Raw genomic sequence first — 17,025 nt, 5'->3', positions numbered from 1 at the left:
CGGCAGCATGGGGCCCATGTCCGCACTGACGCGCAACGAAGCGCAAGCCCGAGCCCGGCTCCTCGACGTCCACCGGTACACGGTCACCCTCGACCTCACCGGCGGCGACGACACCTTCGACTCCACCACCGTCATCCGGTTCGCCGCCCGCACCGCCGGCGACACCTTCGTGGAGCTGAAACCGGACGAACTGCGCTCCGCCCACCTCGACGGCCGCCCCCTCGACCCGGCCGCCCTCACCGACAACCGCCTCGCCCTCACCGGCCTCACCGAAGGCCCCCACGAACTGCGCGTCGACACCCGCATGCGCTACTCCCGCACCGGCGAAGGCCTGCACCGCTTCACCGACCCCGCGGACGGCGAGACGTACGTCTACACCCAGATGTTCATGGACGACATCCAGCGCGTCTTCGCGGCTTTCGACCAGCCCGACCTCAAGGCCGTCTTCGCCTTCACCGTCACCGCCCCCGCCCACTGGACCGTCCTCGCCAACGGCATCACCCAGCGCACCGGCACCCGCGACGGCGACGGCGCCGGCATCTGGACCTCGGCCCCCACCCCCGTCATCTCCACCTACCTCGCCGCCGTCGCCGCAGGCCCCTGGCACAGCATCCGCACCGAACACGCCGGCCTCCCCTTCGGCATCCACTGCCGCAAGTCCCTCGCCCCCCACCTCGACGCCGACGCCGAGGAAATCCTCTCCATCACCACCGCCTGCTACGACCGCTACCACGAGAAGTTCACCGAGCCCTACCCCTTCGACTCCTACGACCAGGCCTTCGTCCCCGAGTTCAACGCCGGCGCCATGGAGAACCCGGGCCTGGTCACCTTCCGTGACGAGTTCGTCTTCCGCTCCGCCGTCACCGGCTCCGAACGCCAGCGCCGCGGCATGGTCATCGCCCACGAGATGGCCCACATGTGGTTTGGCGACCTCGTCACCCTCCGCTGGTGGGACGACATCTGGCTCAACGAGTCCTTCGCCGAGTACATGGGCTACCAGACCCTCGCCGAAGCCACCCGCTTCACCGGCACCTGGACCGAATTCGGCATGGAGCGCAAGCCCTGGGGATACGACGCCGACCAACGCCCCTCCACCCACCCCGTCGCCCCCGACGCCGACGCCGTCCCCGACACCGACAGCGCCCTGCTCAACTTCGACGGCATCTCCTACGCCAAGGGCGCCTCCGCCCTGCGCCAGCTCGTCGCCTGGCTCGGCGAAAAGGACTTCCTCGCCGGCATCAACACCCACTTCACCCGACACAAGTTCGCCAACGCCTCCCTCGCCGACTTCGTCGACTCCCTCGCCGCCCACACCGACCGCGACGTCCACGCCTGGGCCGAGGCCTGGCTGCGCACCACCGGCATCGACACCCTCGTCCCCCGCATCGAGGAGAACCACGGCGGCTGGACCCTCACCGTCGACCACCACGGCACCCGCCCCCACCACATCGCCGTCGGCCTCTACGACCGCGACCCCGACGACACCCTCACCGCGCGCGGCCCCGTCACCCTCGACGTCCCCTCCGACGAGGTCCTCTCCGCAGACGGCCCCCGCCCCGCCCTCCTCGTCCTCAACGACGGCGACCTCGGCTACGCCAAGGTCCGCCTCGACGACACCTCCGTCGAAACCGCCCTGCGCAACCTGTCCGCCATCCCCGACCCGCTCACCCGCGCCGTGGTCTGGAACTCCCTGCGCGACATGGTCCGCGACGGCGAACTCGAACCCGCCGCCTACCTCGCCACCGCCGAGGCCCACCTCCCCGACGAGCCCGACCTCGCCATCGTCCAGGGCGTCCTCGCCTTCGCCCGCCGTCACATCGCCGACCGCTACCTCGCCCCCGACGAGCGCACCGCCGCCCTCACCGCCCTCACCGCCACCGCCCGCGCCCTGCTGCGCCGCACCGAGGACGGCACCGACCCCGGCATGCGACTCGCCGCCGTACGCGCCCTCATCGACAGCGCCACCCAGCCCGACACCCTCACCGCCTGGCTCGACGAGGACACCGTCCCCGGCGGCCCCGAACTCGACCCCGAGCTGCGCTGGCGCATCCTCGCCCGCCTCAGCGCCCTCGGCGCCGTCGGCGAGAGCGACATCGACGCCGCCCTGGCCGCCGACCCCAGCGCCACCGGCGAGGAAGGCGCCGCCCGCTGCCGCGCCGCCCTGCCCACCGCCGAGGCCAAGGCCGCAGCCTGGAGCCGCCTGTTCCACGACGACAGCCTCTCCAACTACCTCTTCACCGCCACCGCCCAGGGCTTCTGGCAGCCCGAACAGGCCGACCTCGTACGGGAGTACGTGCCCCGCTTCTACCCCGAGGCCACAGCACTCGCCACCCGGCGCGGCCCGGCCATCGCCGAGGCGGCGGCCCGGCACGCCTTCCCCGCGTACGCGATCGAGCCCGGCCACCTGGAGGCGGGCCGGGCCTGCCTCGCCGACCCCGACCTGACCCCGCGGCTCCGCCGGGGCCTCGTCGACCAGCTCGACGACCTGGCCCGCGCCCTGCGCGTGCGCACCCCGGCCCAGCCCACCACCGCCTGACCGGTCCGACACCTGCCGTTGCGCGGAGCCGTTTCCCCACCCCGCCCCTTCCCGCTGTGCCGGATGTGCGGCTCCGCCGCGTGGCGGGCTCCGCCCGGACCCGGTTCCGGGCGCTTCGCGCCCGGTGCGCTCAAACGCCGCGCGGGCTGGATGTGCCGCGCAGCGGGACCCGCACCGCGGCCCGCCGCCCCCTCCGCTCGGGCGGTGAGCGGTCTGAGACGATGTGTCCATGCATGGAGCGGACACGCGTACGGGCGGCCACGCCGTCGTCATCGGCGGCGGCATCGCAGGCCTGGCCGCAGCCCACCGACTGCTCGGCGCCGGCCTCCGCGTCACCCTCCTGGAGGCCGACACCCGCCTCGGCGGCAAGTTGTACGCCGGCGAGCTCGCCGGCGCCCCCGTCGACCTCGGCGCCGAATCCATGCTCGCCCGCCGCCCCGAGGCGCTGGCGCTCGCCCGAGCCGTCGGCCTCGGCGAGGCGCTGCAGCCCCCCGCCACCACCGCCGCCCACATCTGGACCCGCGGCGCGCTGCGCCCCATGCCCCGCGGCCACGTGATGGGCGTGCCCGGCGACCTCGCGCCGCTGGCCGCGTCGGGCGTGCTCTCCGCCGAGGGCCTGGCCCGGATCGAGGCCGAGCGGGACCTGCCGCCCGCCGAGATCGGCGAGGACGTCGCCGTCGGCGAGTACGTCGCCGCCCGCTTCGGCCATGAGGTCGTCGACCGGCTCGTCGAGCCGCTGCTCGGCGGGGTCTACGCCGGCCGCGCGTACGGCATCTCCATGCGCGCCGCCGTACCGCAGCTCTTCGAGGCCGCCCGTACGCACCCCACGTTGGGCGAGGCCGTACGGGAGCTGCAGCGCCGGGCGGCCGCGCAGCCGCAGCAGACCGGGCCCGTCTTCGCCGGCATCGAGGGCGGCATCGGCCGGCTGCCGCAGGCCGTCGCCGGGGCCGTCCGGGCCGCGGGGGGCGAGATCCGCACCGGGGCCGCCGTCCGCGAGCTCCTGCGCACCCCCGAAGGCGGCTGGCGGGCCGTCACCGCCGCGGGGGCCGTCGAGGCCGACGCCGTGGTCCTCGCCACCCCGGCCGGACCGGCCGCCCGGCTGCTGGAGCCCCTCGCCCCGGCCGCGGCCGCCGAGCTGCGGTCGGTGGAGTACGCCTCGATGGCCCTGGTCACCATGGCCTTCCGGTGCTGCGACCTGCCGGACGCCATCGCCGACGGCCGGGCCAGCGGCTTCCTCGTCCCGTCCGTCGACGGCCGCAGCATCAAGGCCTCCACCTTCTCCAGCAGCAAGTGGTCCTGGGCCGGCGCCGACCCCGACCTCTTCCTGCTGCGCACCTCCGTCGGCCGCCACGGCGACGAGGACGACCTCAAGCGCGAGGACGCCGAGCTCGTCGGCCTGTCCCTGGCCGACCTCGGCGAGGCCGTCGGCCTCGGCGCCCGCCCGGTCGCCTCCACCGTCACCCGCTGGGACGGCGGCCTGCCCCAGTACCCGGTCGGCCACCTCGACCGGGTCGCCCGGATCCGCGCGTCCGTGGCCGCCCTGCCCGGCCTCGCGGTGTGCGGCGCGCTCTACGACGGCGTCGGCATCCCGGCGTGCATCGCGAGCGCCGGCACGGCGGCCGACGTGGTCATCGCCACGTTGGGCACCCCTGGCACCGACCACTGATCAGCACACGGGACAATGGACACATGACTGCACCGGAGAAGATTCCCAACGCGGGGAAGAAGGCGAAGGACCTCAACGAGGTCATCCGCTACACCCTGTGGTCCGTCTTCAAGCTGAAGGACGTGCTGCCCGAGGACCGCGCCGGCTACGCCGACGAGGTCCAGGAGCTGTTCGACCAGCTGGCCGCCAAGGACATCACCGTCCGCGGGACCTACGACGTCTCCGGCCTGCGCGCCGACGCGGACGTCATGATCTGGTGGCACGCGGAGACCGCGGACGAGCTGCAGACCGCGTACAACCTGTTCCGCCGCACCAAGCTGGGCCGTGCGCTGGAGCCGGTGTGGTCGAACATGGCCCTGCACCGCCCCGCCGAGTTCAACAAGTCGCACATCCCGGCCTTCCTCGCCGACGAGGTGGCCCGCGACTACGTCAGCGTGTACCCCTTCGTGCGCAGTTACGACTGGTACCTGCTGCCCGACGAGGACCGCCGCCGCATGCTCGCCGACCACGGCAAGATGGCCCGCGGCTTCCCGGACGTCCGCGCCAACACCGTCGCCTCCTTCTCGCTGGGCGACTACGAGTGGCTGCTGGCCTTCGAGGCGGACGAGCTGTACCGCATCGTCGACCTCATGCGCCACCTGCGCGCCTCCGAGGCCCGTATGCACGTCCGTGAAGAGGTTCCGTTCTTCACCGGACGCCGCAAGTCCGTCGCCGATCTGGTGGCCGGGCTCGCCTGATACCTCCCCTGGGGGGACGGACCGGAGGACGACTGCACTCCTCGAAGAGGAGTGACCTCCGGTGGATCGGGAGGCCCTGCCCCCGAAACGACGCAGCCGGAGATCCCGCCCGGAAGTTCAGACGGCCGGCGGCAGCACGGCCCTGGGTACCTTCCCGGGGGCGCTCGCTGCCCGGTCGTCCAGCGACACCGGTGCGGGCTCCGGATGCGGCGCACATGTGACACGCCACCCCGGGGTGGCGCCCGTCAGCAGGTACCGCTCCACATGGCGGTCCACACAGGCGTTCCGCCCGGCGAACACCCCGTGGGTGCCGGCCCCCGCCTCCGTCACCAGGGAAGCCTGTCGGCCGAGCCGCCGCTGGAGCTCCAGCGCGCCCGGGTACGGGGTCGCCCCGTCCCGCTCCGCCGCGAGCACGAGCGTGCCCGGGAGCGCGGCCGGCTGCGCACCCGCGGCCGGCGGCCGCGCGCCCACCGCCACCGGCTGCTGCCGGTCGCGCACCGGCCAGTATGCACACGGCAGGTTCAGGAACGCGTTCGCCCAGGTCTCGAACGGCGCCCGGCGCGCCCGCGCGCTGTTGTCGCGGTCCCAGACCGCCCAGGCGGCGGGCCAGGGCGCGTCGTTGCAGAGCACCGCCGTGTACACCGCCCGGGCGTTCTCCCGGGCCGCCGCCGACTCCGGGTCCGGGCGGGCCAGCCGGACCAGCGGCCCCGGATCCCCGGCCAGGAACCCGGCCAGCGCCGCCGCCCGCTCCGGCCAGACCTCGTCGTAGTACGCGGCCTGCAGGAACGCCGAGCGAAGCTCGCCGGTGCCGACGACGCCGCCCGCCGGGGTGCGCGCCACCGCCTCCCGGACCCGCTCGTAGCTCGACTGCACCGCCTGCGGGGTGGCCCCCAGCCGGTACACCGAGTGGTGCCGGGCCGCCCAGGCGCGGAAGTCGTACCAGCGGCGCTCGAAGCCGGCCGCCTGGTCGAGGTTGTCGAGGTACCAGATGCGGCGCGGGTCGGGATCGACCGCCGAGTCCAGGACCATCCGGCGCACGTGGCCGGGGTAGAGCGTGGCGTACACCGCCCCCAGGTACGTGCCGTACGAGGCGCCCACGAAGGTCAGCCGCCGCTCGCCGAGCGCGGCGCGCAGCACGTGCAGGTCGCGGACGTTGTTGAGGGTCGTGTAGTACGGCAGCGATGCCCCCGCCCGCTGCGCGCAGCCGCGGGCGTAGGCCCGGGCGGCGGCGATGCGGGCCCGCTTGTCCGCGGGGGACGGGGCGGAGGGGTCCGCCGGGTCCTGCGTGGGGCCGGTGGCGGCCGGGGCCGCCGGATCCTCGCAGGACAGCGGGGCGGAACGGCCCACGCCGCGGGGGGAGTAGCCGACCAGGTCGTAGGCGGCGGCGATGCGCTGCCATTCGGGGAGGTCGGCGAGGAGGGGGAAGTACAGGCCGGAGGCGCCGGGGCCGCCCGGGTTGAAGACCAGCGCGCCCTGGCGGGCGGCGCCGCCCGCGCCGCTCGCGGGGATCCGGCTGACGGCCAGGGTGATCTGCGGGCCGTCGGGGCGGGCGTAGTCGAGGGGGACGCGCAACGCTGCACACCGGGCGGCCGTGGGCAGCCCCTCGTCGAGCGGGCACTCCCCGAACCGCAGCCCCGCGCCCGCCCCTTCGGCGGCCGCCGCGGCCCGCGCCGCCACCACCGCGGCCCCGACCTCCTCGGCCACCGTGTCCGCCCGGGGGGCGGCTGTCGCTGTCGCTGTCGCTGCCGCTGCGGGGTGGGTGTGTGTCGCAGCGGAGGCTGCCACCAGGCAGAGGCCCGCCGCGGCGAGCCGGATCCGGGTTCGCATGCGGGCCGCCCTTCATCTCGTCGGACGATCCGATGAGATGCGCTGGGCGGGCCGCTTGTACAGAACCCCCGCGGGGTGTCGCCCCCGATCCCCCGAATGCCGCAGGGGGCCGGGGCGCGGAGCCGGGTTTCCTGGGGCTCCGCCCCAGACCCCGCGCCTCAAACGCCGGCGAGGCTGAAAGTGCCCACTCCCGCTTCGAAAGGGGGGAGGCCGCCATTGCCGGCCCTCGGGTGCGAAGGGCAACGCGTTGGCGGAGCGGGATCCATGGTGTCCCGCCGACACCTGAAACGGGTCCGGCACATCCAGCCTCGCCGGCGTTTGAGTGGGGCCCCCGGACGGAGTCTGGGGGAGGGTCCGGGCGGAGCCCGTTGCCCGGCGGAGCCGGGTTACCTGGGGCTCCGCCCCAGACCCCGCGCCTCAAACGCCGGCGAGGCTGAAATGCCCCCACCCCCGCTTCGAAAAGGGGGCGCGGCGTTGGCGGAGCCGGATCCGTGGTGTCCCGTCGGCACGTGAAACGGCGGGTCCGCACATCCAGCCTCGCCGGCGTTTGAGTGGGGGTCCCCCCGGGCGGAGTCTGGGGGAGGGTCCGGGCGGAGCCCGTTGCCCGGCGGAGCCGCGTTTCCTGGGGCTCCGCCCCTAGGCCCCGGGCCTCGAGCGTCGGCGAGGGGGTGTCAGGAACTGCTGCTGCAGCTGGAGCTGGATGAGCTGCAGCTTGAGCCGCTGGAGCAGCTGGAACTGCTGGAACTGCTGGAGCAGCTGGAGCTGGAGCCGCCGCAGCTGCTGCCGGACGACCCGCAGCCGGAGCCGGAGGAGGCGCAGCCGCTGACCGAGTACCCGCAGCCCGACCCGGAGCCGCCGGGATCGCTGCTCGCGCACCACACCACCGGCACAACCTCGGCACCGGAGCCGCACGAGGTGTGCGACCCCCCGGAGTGCGAGGAGGAGCCGACGGAACCGGAGGTCCGCGGCGGGCGGGAGCCGTGCTGGGCCGCCGCCAGACGCGTGCCGCGGGCGGCCGGGACCAACAGGGACCGCAGGTACGGGTCCCGCAGCCCCCGCAGCCCGAACAGGGCGGTCTGCACCGGCGGGGTGCTCAGCCCCGCGTACCGGGTGCGCATCTCGGCAAGGGCCCGCTGCCCGGCCGGGGAGACCCACTGCCGGGCCCTCTTGGCCGCGGCGGCGCCCAACACTATGCCGCCGATCAGGACCGGGAACACCTCGACGATGAAGGGGACTCCCGGGTCCGGCTGCAGCGCCAGCGCCACGAAGGTGAGCGGCAGCGACAGCACCAGCAGGACCGCGCACACGATGATCTGGGCCACGGCCCGGCGCCGCCAGCGGTGCCCCCACCCGGGCCGGGCGAGCAGTCCGCGGGCGACCAGCGCGTCCCCCGTCTCCTGGATCGCCGGGTCCAGCATGGCCAGGTACCGCACCTGGTACAGCCAGCCGGACGGAGCCTGCGCATGGGCCTGGAGCACGGCCCGTTCGGCCGGGTCGGAGCCCTGCGCCCCGGGCCGCACCTGGACGATGCCGGGCCCGCCGACGACGAGCCGGCCGTCCCCGAGGAGGGATACGAGCGCGGTGTCCACGACCCCGCCGGGCCCGCCGGTGACGAACGCGGCCTCCGAGAGGCCGAGCAGCTGCGGGGCCGGGCCGGCGTGCGGCATGGCGCGGCGGAGGCCGCGGAAGAGCACCACGGTGGAGGCGATGACGGCGAGCCAGACGCCGAGGGCGAGGAGGTTCATGCCGCCCTCCCCACCAGGGCGCGGGCGGCGCGGGCCCAGCGCACGACGCGGCGCGGCGGCCGGGCCCCGGCCCGGTCCCGCCACCAGTCGGTGAGCCGGCGCCGGGCGGCCGGGTCGGCGGGCAGGTCCCGGACCAGCAGGTGCTCGGCGAAGTCCAGCGCGTCGCGGCGGTATCCGCCGGCCATGGGGCGGGTCCGGGCGTATGCGAGGAAGGCCTCGCGGAAGGCGTCCGAGCCGCCCAGGATCCCCGGCAGCTCCGGCGCGACCTTGGCGACGACCGAGGCCCGCTTGGCGGCCAGGGCCCGCGCCTGCACCCGTACCCGCTGCCTGTCGAAGCCCTCGGGCACCGGCGTCCCGGCCACGAGCGCGGACAACAGCGCGGCCTGCTCCAACCCGACCCGCGTCCGCGCCGCTTCGAGCCGGACCGGCTCTCCGCCGTCCGCGTCCGCAGCCGCGTCCGCAGCCGTGACCGCCGTCGGGGCCGGGCCCGCCTCCGGTGCCAGGGAAGCCGTCGCGCGGATGGCGGCCAGTTCCGCCGCCAGTTCCTCCTCCGGCGGGAAGTCGTCGTCGCGTTCCAGCAGGACGCCCGGCGGGGCCACCCGGCTGCGGAGCTGCGCCAGGAGCTCCAGGACCGCGGGCGGGACCGGGTGGGCGTGGGTGTCGTGCCACACCCCGTTGCGCTCGACGCCCCCCGCGACGTGCACGTACGCGAGCGCCTCCAGCGGGATCGCGTCCAGCACGGCGGCGGGGTCCTCCCCGCGGTTGACCCGGTTCGTGTGCAGGTTCGCCACGTCGATCAGCAGCCGGACCCCGGTCCGCTCCACCAGCTCCGTCAGGAACTGCGCCTCCGTCAGCTCCTCGCCGGGCCAGGAGATCAGCGCGGCGATGTTCTCCAGCGCCAGCGGCACCGGCAGCGCGTCCTGCGCGATCCGCACGTTCTCGCACAGCACGTCCAGCGCGTCCCGCGTCCGCTGCACCGGCAGCAGGTGGCCGGCCTCCAGCGCCGGCGAAGCCGTCCGTACGAACGCGATGTGCTCGGTGACCAGCGGCGCGCCCAGCGCCACCGCCCGCTCCGCGAGCGCGGCCAGCTTCTCCGGGTCGGGCCGCTCGGCGCCGCCGAGGCCCAAGGAGACCCCGTGCGGCACGACCCGCACACCGCGCTCGCGCAGCCGCAGCAGCGGCTCCGGCAGGTGGCCGGGGCAGATGTTCTCGGCCACCACCTCGACCCAGTCCAGGCCGGGCAGACGCTCCACCGCGTCGGCGATCTCCGGCCGCCAGCCGATGCCCACCCCCAGGTGTGCCATGGGCTTCATGTCCCCTTGCCCCCTCTCAGCGGTCCCGTGTGTACCGGTCCGCGTGCCGGTGTCATGACCCCGACGCAGCCGGGCCAACCACCGGTAGGGGACGTTCAGAGCAACATTTGAGGTTCCGCGGATTCCCCGCCCGGAGCCGGGTCCGGCCTCAGAGCCGCGCCCGCAGCGCCGGGTGGTCCGCGACCACCGTCGCCGAGCCGGGGGCGATCTCCGTGAAACCGGCGTCCCGCACCACCGGCAGCCCGCTGCCGCTCAGTTCCGGCCACCCCTCGCGCGGGGCCGTCCGTACCTCCAGCCGGAACCCGCAGTCCCGCCAGGCGGTGCGCTCCGGGCCGGTCAGCTCCCACCAGGCGAGCTGCGCCGCGTGCCCGGCCTGGGCCATCGCCTTGCCGGCGGACATCTCCAGCTCCGGGTTGAGCCACAGCACCGGGACGCCCGGCGTGGGCGGGCCGGCCGGCTCAGGGTCGTCCAGGTCGGTCCCCGACACCTGGAGCTTGGCGAGCTCCTTGGGCCAGCCGTCCAGCGGGACCGGCGGGTAGACCCGTACCTCCGAGACATCACCGTGCACCGTGATGCCCGGCAGGGTCTGGGCCTTGCGCCACTCCGCGCCGCGCGCCCGCCGCACGACCTTCCGGATCCGGGCGTCCTGCCAGTCGCGCACGGCCGCGGCCCATTCGCCCTCGCCGTGCGCCCGATCGTCGCTCAGCAGCACCAGCACCGCACGGGCAGCCGTCTGCAGCGCGTCCGTGCGCGCCGGCGGTCCGGCCTTCTCGATCCGTACGACCAGGGGCAGCACGAACTGCGGGGCCTCGTCGCGGGCGATGCGCCCCGGCCGGAACGGGCTGTCGGCCCCGACGGCCGGTACCTCTGCGGGGGGATGGATGTCCTGGCTGCTCATCCCGCCAAGGATGCCAGGCTCCGCCTTCAGGATGATGCCGCGGGGGTGCCCGCCGGGTGAGGATCTGGCGCATGAAGAGCGACCTCTTTGCCTCCGAGCACCTGGCCCAGTCCGCCGCCGCACCCGGCATGACCCTGCAGAACGCCAAGTCGGTGAAGTACACCGTCAACGGCGAGATGCTCGCCCGGCAGGGCTCGATGGTCGCCTTCCGCGGCAACCTCCAGTTCGAGCGCAAGGGCCAGGGCATAGGCGGCATGCTCAAGCGCGCCGTCACCGGCGAGGGCCTGGCGCTGATGTCCGTACGCGGCCAGGGCGAGGCCTGGTTCGCCCACCAGGCCGGCAACTGCTTCATCGTCGACTTCGAGCCCGGCGACTCCCTGTCGATCAACGGCCGCAACGTCCTGTGCTTCGACCCCACCCTCGCCTACGAGATCAAGATGGTGAAGGGCGCCGGCATGACCGGCGGCGGCCTCTTCAACAGCGTCTTCACCGGTACCGGGAAGCTCGCCATCGTCTGCGACGGCAACCCGATCATCATCCCGGTCACGGCGCAGTCCCCGGTGTACGTGGACACCGACGCCGTCGTCGGCTGGAGCACCCGGCTCGAGACGGGCCTGCACCGCTCCCAGTCCGTCGGCTCGATGCTGCGCGGCGGCTCCGGCGAGGCCGTCCAGCTGATGCTGCGCGGCGAGGGCTTCGTCATCGTCCGCCCCAGCGAGGTCACCGAAGCGGTGGCGCACCACTGAAGCTCACCGGAATCGGCCGCCGCTACGGCGTGCGGCGCCCCTGGGTGCTGCGCGGCATCGGCCTGGAGCTGGCGCCGGGCACCCTCGTGCGCATCGAGGGCCGCAACGGCGGCGGCAAGTCCACCCTGTTGCGGCTCGTGGCCGGCATCGACACCCCGACCGAGGGGCGCATCACCGGCCGCCCGCGCCGCACGGCGTACGTCCCCGAGCGGTTCCCGGCCGCGCTGCCGCTGACCGCGGCCGCCTATCTGACCCACATGGGCCGGGTGCACGGGCTGGGGCGGGCCGAGGCCGCGCGCCGGGCGGGGTACTGGCTGGAGCGGTTCGGCGCCGGGGCGCACGCCCGGACCCCGCTCGCCGAACTGTCCAAGGGCAGCAGCCAGAAGGTGGCCGTCGCCCAGGCGCTGCTCGCCGAGCCCGGCTTGCTCGTCCTCGACGAGGCCTGGACCGGGCTCGATCCGGGCGCCCGCGCCGAGCTGGACCGAGCCGTCGCCGAGAGGACCGCCGCCGGCGCCGCGGTGGTCTTCGTCGACCACGACCCGGCGCGGCTGGCGGGCGCGGCCGACGCCCACCACCGGGTGGACGGGACGGGGCTGGTGGCGGTGGTGCCGGTGCCGCCCGGCGGGGACGCGGGGCCGGGGGCGCGGGTCCGGATCCGGGCGGCCGGACCGCCCGGCGCCGCGCTGCCGCCAGGGCTCGCGGCCTCCCCCGCGCCCGGCGGGGGCCTGTTGCTGACCGTGCCCGCGGCCCGCTCCGACGCGGTGCTGCGCGAACTGCTCGCCGCCGAGCCGCCCTGGCACATCCGAGCCGTGGAGGAACTGCCGTGACCGCCGCCCTGATCCGCTACCAGGGCGCCCTGTTGCTGCGCTCGCAGCGCTGGCTCGGCCCGGTGCTGCTGTACGCGGCCTTCGTGGCCGTCGGGGTCCGGCCCGGCGAGCCGGTGCTCGACTCCCTCGGCTGGGCGGCCGCCGGGCTGGTCCCGGTCGCGGCGTGGCTGGTCAGGGTCTGCGTCACCCTCGAACCCGACGCCGCCCGGGACTGCGCCGCCGCGGCGGCCGGTCCCGTACGGGTGCACGCGGCGGCCCTGCTCACCGCGGTGGGCACCGCCGTGCTCGCCGGGGCGGTGGCCGTCGCCGCGGTGCTGCTGATCGGCGCGCGCCGCGGCGTACCGGGCGGGGCGACCGCAGCTGCGGGGGGCCTGGCGGTGCTGGCGTGCGTTCTGACCGGCGCGGCTGTCGGCGCGCTGGGCAGCCGGCCGCTGGTCCGCCCGGCCGGCTTCGCGGTCCTGGCCGGCGGCATCGGCTCGCTCGCCGCCCTGGGCATCGGCGTCTCCCCGGCCCGCACCGCGGTGACCGCCCTCGTCGCGGGCTCCCGCGCCGGCGTGGCCGACCTCCCCCTGGCGTCCGCCGCGGGGGCCCTGGCCCTGGCGGCCGCCGCGGCCGCCCTGACCTGCCGAGCCGCTGCCCGCCGGGGCTGACGTTGAGCCGCGCCCCCTGGGGCTCCGCCCCAGCCCCCGCGCCTCAATCGCCGGCGGGCCTGAAATGGCCACGCGCTGCTGCTAAAGCAAGCCGGAACGTTCGAAGCCGGGTCCGGCATTTCCCGCCCCGCTGCGAAAGGCGGGGTCGGGCTACTTGCCGATGAGGTCGGAGACCTTGACGAAGCGGTAGCCTCGTTTGCGGAGTTCCGGGACGATCTTCCGGATGGCCTCCTCGGTGACGGGGGCCGCGCTGCGCGTGCAGTGCATGACCACCACCGACCCCGGCTTCACCCCGGCCAGCACCTGCTGGGCCACCGCGTCCGGATCCTTCGCGAAGGCGTCCCCGCTGACCACGTCCCACTGGACGGCCGTGACCTTGGCCGTGGACAGCGCCCGCAGGGCCTGGTCGTCGTAGCAGCCGCCGGGGAAGCGGAAGTAAGGGACGGTGTTCACCGCCCCCGCCGTGCGGAACGCGGCGAAGGCCCGGTCGACGTCGGCCCGGGCGGCCGCGGTGTCCAGCGCGGGGAGCCCGTAGCAGGGGGACTTGAAGGCGTGGTGGCTGTACGAGTGGTTCGCGATCTCGAAGTTCGGATCGGTGCCGATGGCCTTCGCCTGGTCGGGGTACTCCTCGGCCCAGCGCCCCGTCATGAAGATGGTCGAGGGCACCTTGAGCGTCTTCAGGGTGGCGATCAGCTGGGGGTTGTCGAAGTGCTCCCCGCCCGCCGCGCGCGGCCCCTGGTCGGAGGTCATGTCGGCGTCGAAGGTCAGCGCGACGGTCTTCTCGGTGTGCTGCTTGGCCCGTTCGAAGACGGGGGTCAGGCCGTTCGGGCCGGGCGGCAGCATCGGGGCCGCGCCGGGGCCGCCGGCCCCGGCGGCCGGCGACGAGGCGGCGGGGGAGCTCGGGGCGGCGGCCGAGGCGGCGGAGGACGGCCCGTCGGACGCGGCGGGGGTGCCCAGACGGGCCTGGCTGCCGGAGGGGGCGGTGCCGCCTCCGCATCCGGTGAGGGCGGTGCACAGAACGGCACCGAGGGCGGCCGCGGCCACCGCATTGCGTACGGAATGGGTCACGCAGGCAAAATATATGAACATCTGCTTTGCATATGGTCACGGCGCGGGCCGGGCCGGAGAATCGCCCGCCCGTGTACACCTCAGCTCGCCAGCAGCCGCGCGCGGCACGCCTCCACGTCGAACCCGGGCTCCGGATAGCGCGGATCGATGTCCTCCAGATGCTCCAGCAGCAGGGTGCTGACGGCCCAGTTCCGGTACCACTTGCGGTCCGCGGGGACGACGTACCACGGCGCGGCCGCGGTGGAGCAGCGCTCCAGGGCCAGGGCGTACGCCTCCTGGTACGCGGACCACCGCGCCCGTTCCTCGATGTCGCCCGGGTCGAACTTCCAGCGCTTCTCCGGGGTGTCCAGCCGCTTCAGCAGCCGCCTGAGCTGCTCCTCGGGGCTGATGTGGAGGAAGACCTTCAGTACGGTCACGCCGTCCTCGGCGAGGGACTCCTCGAAGCGGTTGATCTCCCCGTAGCGGCGGTCCAGCCGGCTGCGCGGCACCAGCTCGCGGACGCGGGCGATGAGCACGTCCTCGTACTGCGAGCGGTCGAAGATGCCGATCTCGCCGGGGCGGGGGAGCGCCTTGGCGATCCGCCAGAGGAACGGGTGGCCGCGCTCCTCGGCGGTGGGCGCCTTGAAGGCCGTGATGCGGCAGCCCGAGGGGTTGAGCAGGCCGATCACGTGCTTGACGGTGCCGCCCTTGCCGCTGGTGTCCATGCCCTGCAGCACCAGCAGGACCCGGCGGCGGTCACCGGTGGTGCTGGCCGCGTACAGCCGCTCCTGGAGCTCGGCGAGCGGCCCGGCCAGCCGGGCCGTGGCCGCCTGGCCGGCGGCCTTGTCGGCGGGGCCGGCGGGCAGCGCCGCCGGCGAGAGCGCGCCGAGGTCGACGCCCTGTCCGGCGGGTACGCGCAGCAGCGGACCCAGCCGGGCAGCGCCGTGGGCCCCGTCGCGGGACGTGTCGCGCCCGGTCCCGTTGCCCTTGCCTCCGGAGGACACCCTCCGATGGTCCACCACATCGGGCGGGCCCGCGAGGCGTCAGGCGTCAGGCGGCGTTGCGGCGGTCAGCGCCAGGGGCCCGTCACGGCGAAGGTGGTGCCGGGCGTGTAGGCGTTGACGTACATGGTGCGGCCGTCGGGGGAGAAGGTCACCCCGGCGAACTCGCCCCACTCCGGGGCCCCGGGCCGGCCGATGTCCTCGGCGTTGCGGGCCACCGGGTACACCTCGCCGGCCCGGGTCACGCCGAAGACGTACTGGGCGCCGCCGCCGTCCTCGCACACCATCAGCCCGCCGTCCGGGGCCAGGCAGATGTTGTCGGGGCAGTCGCCGGGCAGCGCGACGTCCGTGGCCGGGCCGAAGAGCACGTCGAGGCGGACCACGGAGCGGCGCGGGTCGTGGAACCACACCTGGCCGTGGTGGTCGGCGGCGGCCCCCTCGCCGCTGCGGGCGAAGCTGGAGACGAAGTGGACGCCGCCGTCGCCCCAGTAGCAGCCCTCCAGCTTCTGGGCGTGGGTGATGCCGCCGGGGCCGAAGTCCTGGAACCGGATCGGGGTGCCGGCCGCGGCCGGGTCCGGTACGGGGACCCACTCGGCCGGGAACTCGGCGCCGGGCTCGTCCACCACCGACAGGTCCGGCACCCCGGGCACCCGCAGGGCCTGGAGCGCGCCGCCGGCCCGCAGCGAACCGGGGCCGCCGAGCGGGCGGGCCGGCAGGAAGCGGTAGAACAGGCCGAAGGGGCGGATGAAGGCGTCCTCGGTCTCGTAGACGATCCCGGTGTACGGGTCCACGGCGACGGCCTCGTGCGCGAAGCGGCCCATCGCGGTGAGCGGGACCGCGCCCGAGCGGTGCGGGTCGGCGGGGTCGACCTCGAAGACGTAGCCGTGGTCGCGGGTGTAGCCGGAGGTGCCGGCCAGGTCCTCGGTCTCCTCGCAGCTCAGCCAGGTGTTCCAAGGGGTGCGGCCGCCCGCGCAGTTGACCGCGGTGCCGGCGAGGGCGACGCGCTCGGCGGTGACGCGGCCGTCGGGGGCGAGCTCGAGGAGGGTGCAGCCGCCGAGGGCGGCGGGGTCGTAGGTCAGGCCCGCGACGGGCGGGACGCGGAGGGCGGCGGTGGCCCGGTTCTCGTGGTTGCGCACGAGCCGGACGCCTCCGGCGGCGGGATCGGCGGCGCTGGCCGGATCGGCGGGAAAGGCGGCCATGCCGTCGCAGTTGGCGGGCACGGTCCCCTCGCCGGAGCGGAGCGGGTCCCCTGCGCGGGACAGCACGGTGTAGCCGAACCCGGCCGGCAGGTCGAGCAGCCCGCGGGGGTCGGGGACCAGCGGTCCGTATCCGGGTCCGCGCCCGGCGGGGGCGGCCCGGCCGCCGGCGAACAGGACCCCGAGGGCGCCGCTGAACCCGATGCAGGCGGCGGCGAGCACACTGCGGCGTGGTACGGACATGCGCGACTCCGATCGGCGGGACCGGGAGCCGTGGTACCACGCCCCGTGCCTCGCAGCGCCGCGCCCCGCCGCCGCCTCACCCCTCCGGCGGCACCGCCGCCCGGCCGGCCGGCGGTGCCGCCGGAGGCGGGCCGGGCGGGGCGGGCCGGTCCGTCAGGACAGGGTGGCGCTCAGGGTGATCGTCGTGCCCGTCAGGGCCTGGCTGACCGGGCAGTTCTTCTTCGCGTCCTGCGCGGCGGCCTCGAAGCCGGCCGCGTCCAGGCCGGGCACCTGCCCCTCCACCGTCAGGTGGATGCCGGTGATGCCCTCACCCGGCTGGAAGGTGACGTCCGCCTTCGTCTCGAGCCGGGTCGGCGGCGTGCCCCTGCCCGCCAGCGCGTGGGACAGCGCCATCGAGAAGCAGCTGGAGTGGGCGGCAGCGATCAGTTCCTCCGGGCTGGTCTTGCCGTTGGCGGCCTCGGCCCGCGAGGGCCAGGAGACGTCGTACGACCCGATGCCCGAGGAGTCGAGGGTGACGACACCCTTGCCCTCCAGCAGGTTGCCTTCCCAGACGGTGTGTGCGTGACGGGTGGTGGCCATGTGTTCTGGTGTCC

Annotated in this window: 14 protein-coding genes; 6 read left to right on the top strand and 8 right to left on the bottom strand. The window is 75.2% G+C overall.

Features of this window, described 5'->3' with window-relative positions; translation table 11 throughout:
• Positions 1–7: 7 nt before the first annotated feature.
• The 3 genes from pepN to hemQ all read left to right on the top strand — a co-directional run bounded on the left by pepN (position 8) and on the right by hemQ (position 4,939).
• Complete coding sequence (gene pepN, locus AB0F11_RS06555; protein ID WP_362169084.1) at positions 8–2,536, top strand: aminopeptidase N; 2,529 nt, start codon at positions 8–10, stop codon at positions 2,534–2,536.
• Between the two features lie 229 nt (positions 2,537–2,765).
• Positions 2,766–4,202 carry a protoporphyrinogen oxidase gene (hemG, locus tag AB0F11_RS06550; RefSeq protein ID WP_362169082.1) on the top strand — a complete coding sequence of 479 codons (1,437 nt, stop codon included), beginning with the start codon at positions 2,766–2,768 and terminating at the stop codon, positions 4,200–4,202.
• Between the two features lie 23 nt (positions 4,203–4,225).
• Positions 4,226–4,939, top strand: coding sequence for a hydrogen peroxide-dependent heme synthase (gene hemQ / locus AB0F11_RS06545; RefSeq protein ID WP_361919843.1), 714 nt, complete (start codon positions 4,226–4,228; stop codon positions 4,937–4,939).
• Positions 4,940–5,056: 117 nt separating this feature from the next.
• On the opposite strand, the gene AB0F11_RS06540 is transcribed toward hemQ, so the two are convergent.
• The 4 genes from AB0F11_RS06540 to AB0F11_RS06525 all read right to left on the bottom strand — a co-directional run bounded on the left by AB0F11_RS06540 (position 5,057) and on the right by AB0F11_RS06525 (position 10,722).
• Positions 5,057–6,766, bottom strand: a complete 1,710-nt coding sequence (locus AB0F11_RS06540) for an alpha/beta hydrolase (protein ID WP_362169079.1) — start codon at positions 6,764–6,766, stop codon at positions 5,057–5,059.
• A 671-nt stretch (positions 6,767–7,437) separates the two neighbouring features.
• Entirely contained in the window at positions 7,438–8,511 is a 1,074-nt protein-coding gene (locus AB0F11_RS06535; RefSeq protein WP_362169077.1) for a TIGR04222 domain-containing membrane protein, read from the bottom strand.
• Positions 8,508–9,815 (bottom strand): DUF692 domain-containing protein, encoded by a 1,308-nt coding sequence (locus AB0F11_RS06530; protein WP_362169211.1) that lies wholly within the window; start codon positions 9,813–9,815, stop codon positions 8,508–8,510. Before AB0F11_RS06530 ends, AB0F11_RS06535 begins: the two co-directional genes overlap by 4 nt.
• 157 nt (positions 9,816–9,972) lie before the next feature.
• Positions 9,973–10,722: an aminoacyl-tRNA hydrolase gene (locus AB0F11_RS06525; protein WP_362169075.1), complete on the bottom strand. Its 750-nt coding sequence runs from the start codon at positions 10,720–10,722 to the stop codon at positions 9,973–9,975.
• A gap of 71 nt (positions 10,723–10,793) precedes the next feature.
• On the opposite strand from AB0F11_RS06525, the gene AB0F11_RS06520 reads away from it, so the two are divergent.
• Genes AB0F11_RS06520 through AB0F11_RS06510 form a run of 3 tightly spaced genes read left to right on the top strand, consistent with a single transcriptional unit; the run spans position 10,794 to position 12,945 of the window.
• The gene (locus tag AB0F11_RS06520; RefSeq protein ID WP_362169073.1) at positions 10,794–11,468 is read left to right on the top strand and encodes an AIM24 family protein; all 675 of its coding nucleotides are present in this window, start codon (positions 10,794–10,796) and stop codon (positions 11,466–11,468) included.
• Positions 11,465–12,295, top strand: coding sequence for an ATP-binding cassette domain-containing protein (locus AB0F11_RS06515; RefSeq protein WP_362169209.1), 831 nt, complete (start codon positions 11,465–11,467; stop codon positions 12,293–12,295). The genes AB0F11_RS06520 and AB0F11_RS06515 overlap by 4 nt, the downstream gene beginning before the upstream one ends.
• Positions 12,292–12,945, top strand: coding sequence for an ABC transporter (locus tag AB0F11_RS06510; RefSeq protein ID WP_362169071.1), 654 nt, complete (start codon positions 12,292–12,294; stop codon positions 12,943–12,945). Before AB0F11_RS06515 ends, AB0F11_RS06510 begins: the two co-directional genes overlap by 4 nt.
• 150 nt (positions 12,946–13,095) lie before the next feature.
• Here the strand turns inward: AB0F11_RS06510 and AB0F11_RS06505 are convergent, their stop codons facing one another.
• The 4 genes from AB0F11_RS06505 to AB0F11_RS06490 form a co-directional block, all read right to left on the bottom strand.
• A complete protein-coding gene (locus AB0F11_RS06505) occupies positions 13,096–14,013 on the bottom strand; it encodes a polysaccharide deacetylase family protein (RefSeq protein ID WP_362169070.1) in 918 nt (305 codons plus the stop codon).
• Between the two features lie 80 nt (positions 14,014–14,093).
• Entirely contained in the window at positions 14,094–14,915 is an 822-nt protein-coding gene (locus AB0F11_RS06500) for a PPK2 family polyphosphate kinase (RefSeq protein ID WP_362169207.1), read from the bottom strand.
• Between the two features lie 146 nt (positions 14,916–15,061).
• On the bottom strand, positions 15,062–16,432 hold the full coding sequence (locus AB0F11_RS06495; protein ID WP_362169068.1) for an alkaline phosphatase PhoX: 1,371 nt from the start codon (positions 16,430–16,432) through the stop codon (positions 15,062–15,064).
• A gap of 153 nt (positions 16,433–16,585) precedes the next feature.
• Positions 16,586–17,011, bottom strand: coding sequence for an OsmC family protein (locus AB0F11_RS06490; RefSeq protein ID WP_362169066.1), 426 nt, complete (start codon positions 17,009–17,011; stop codon positions 16,586–16,588).
• Positions 17,012–17,025 lie beyond the last annotated feature (14 nt).

Source organism: Streptomyces sp. NPDC032472, assembly GCF_040636955.1.
GTDB lineage: Bacteria > Actinomycetota > Actinomycetes > Streptomycetales > Streptomycetaceae > Streptomyces.
The sequence above is the reverse complement of the archived record's forward strand: the minus strand, read 5'-3'. Positions and strand labels throughout refer to the sequence as shown.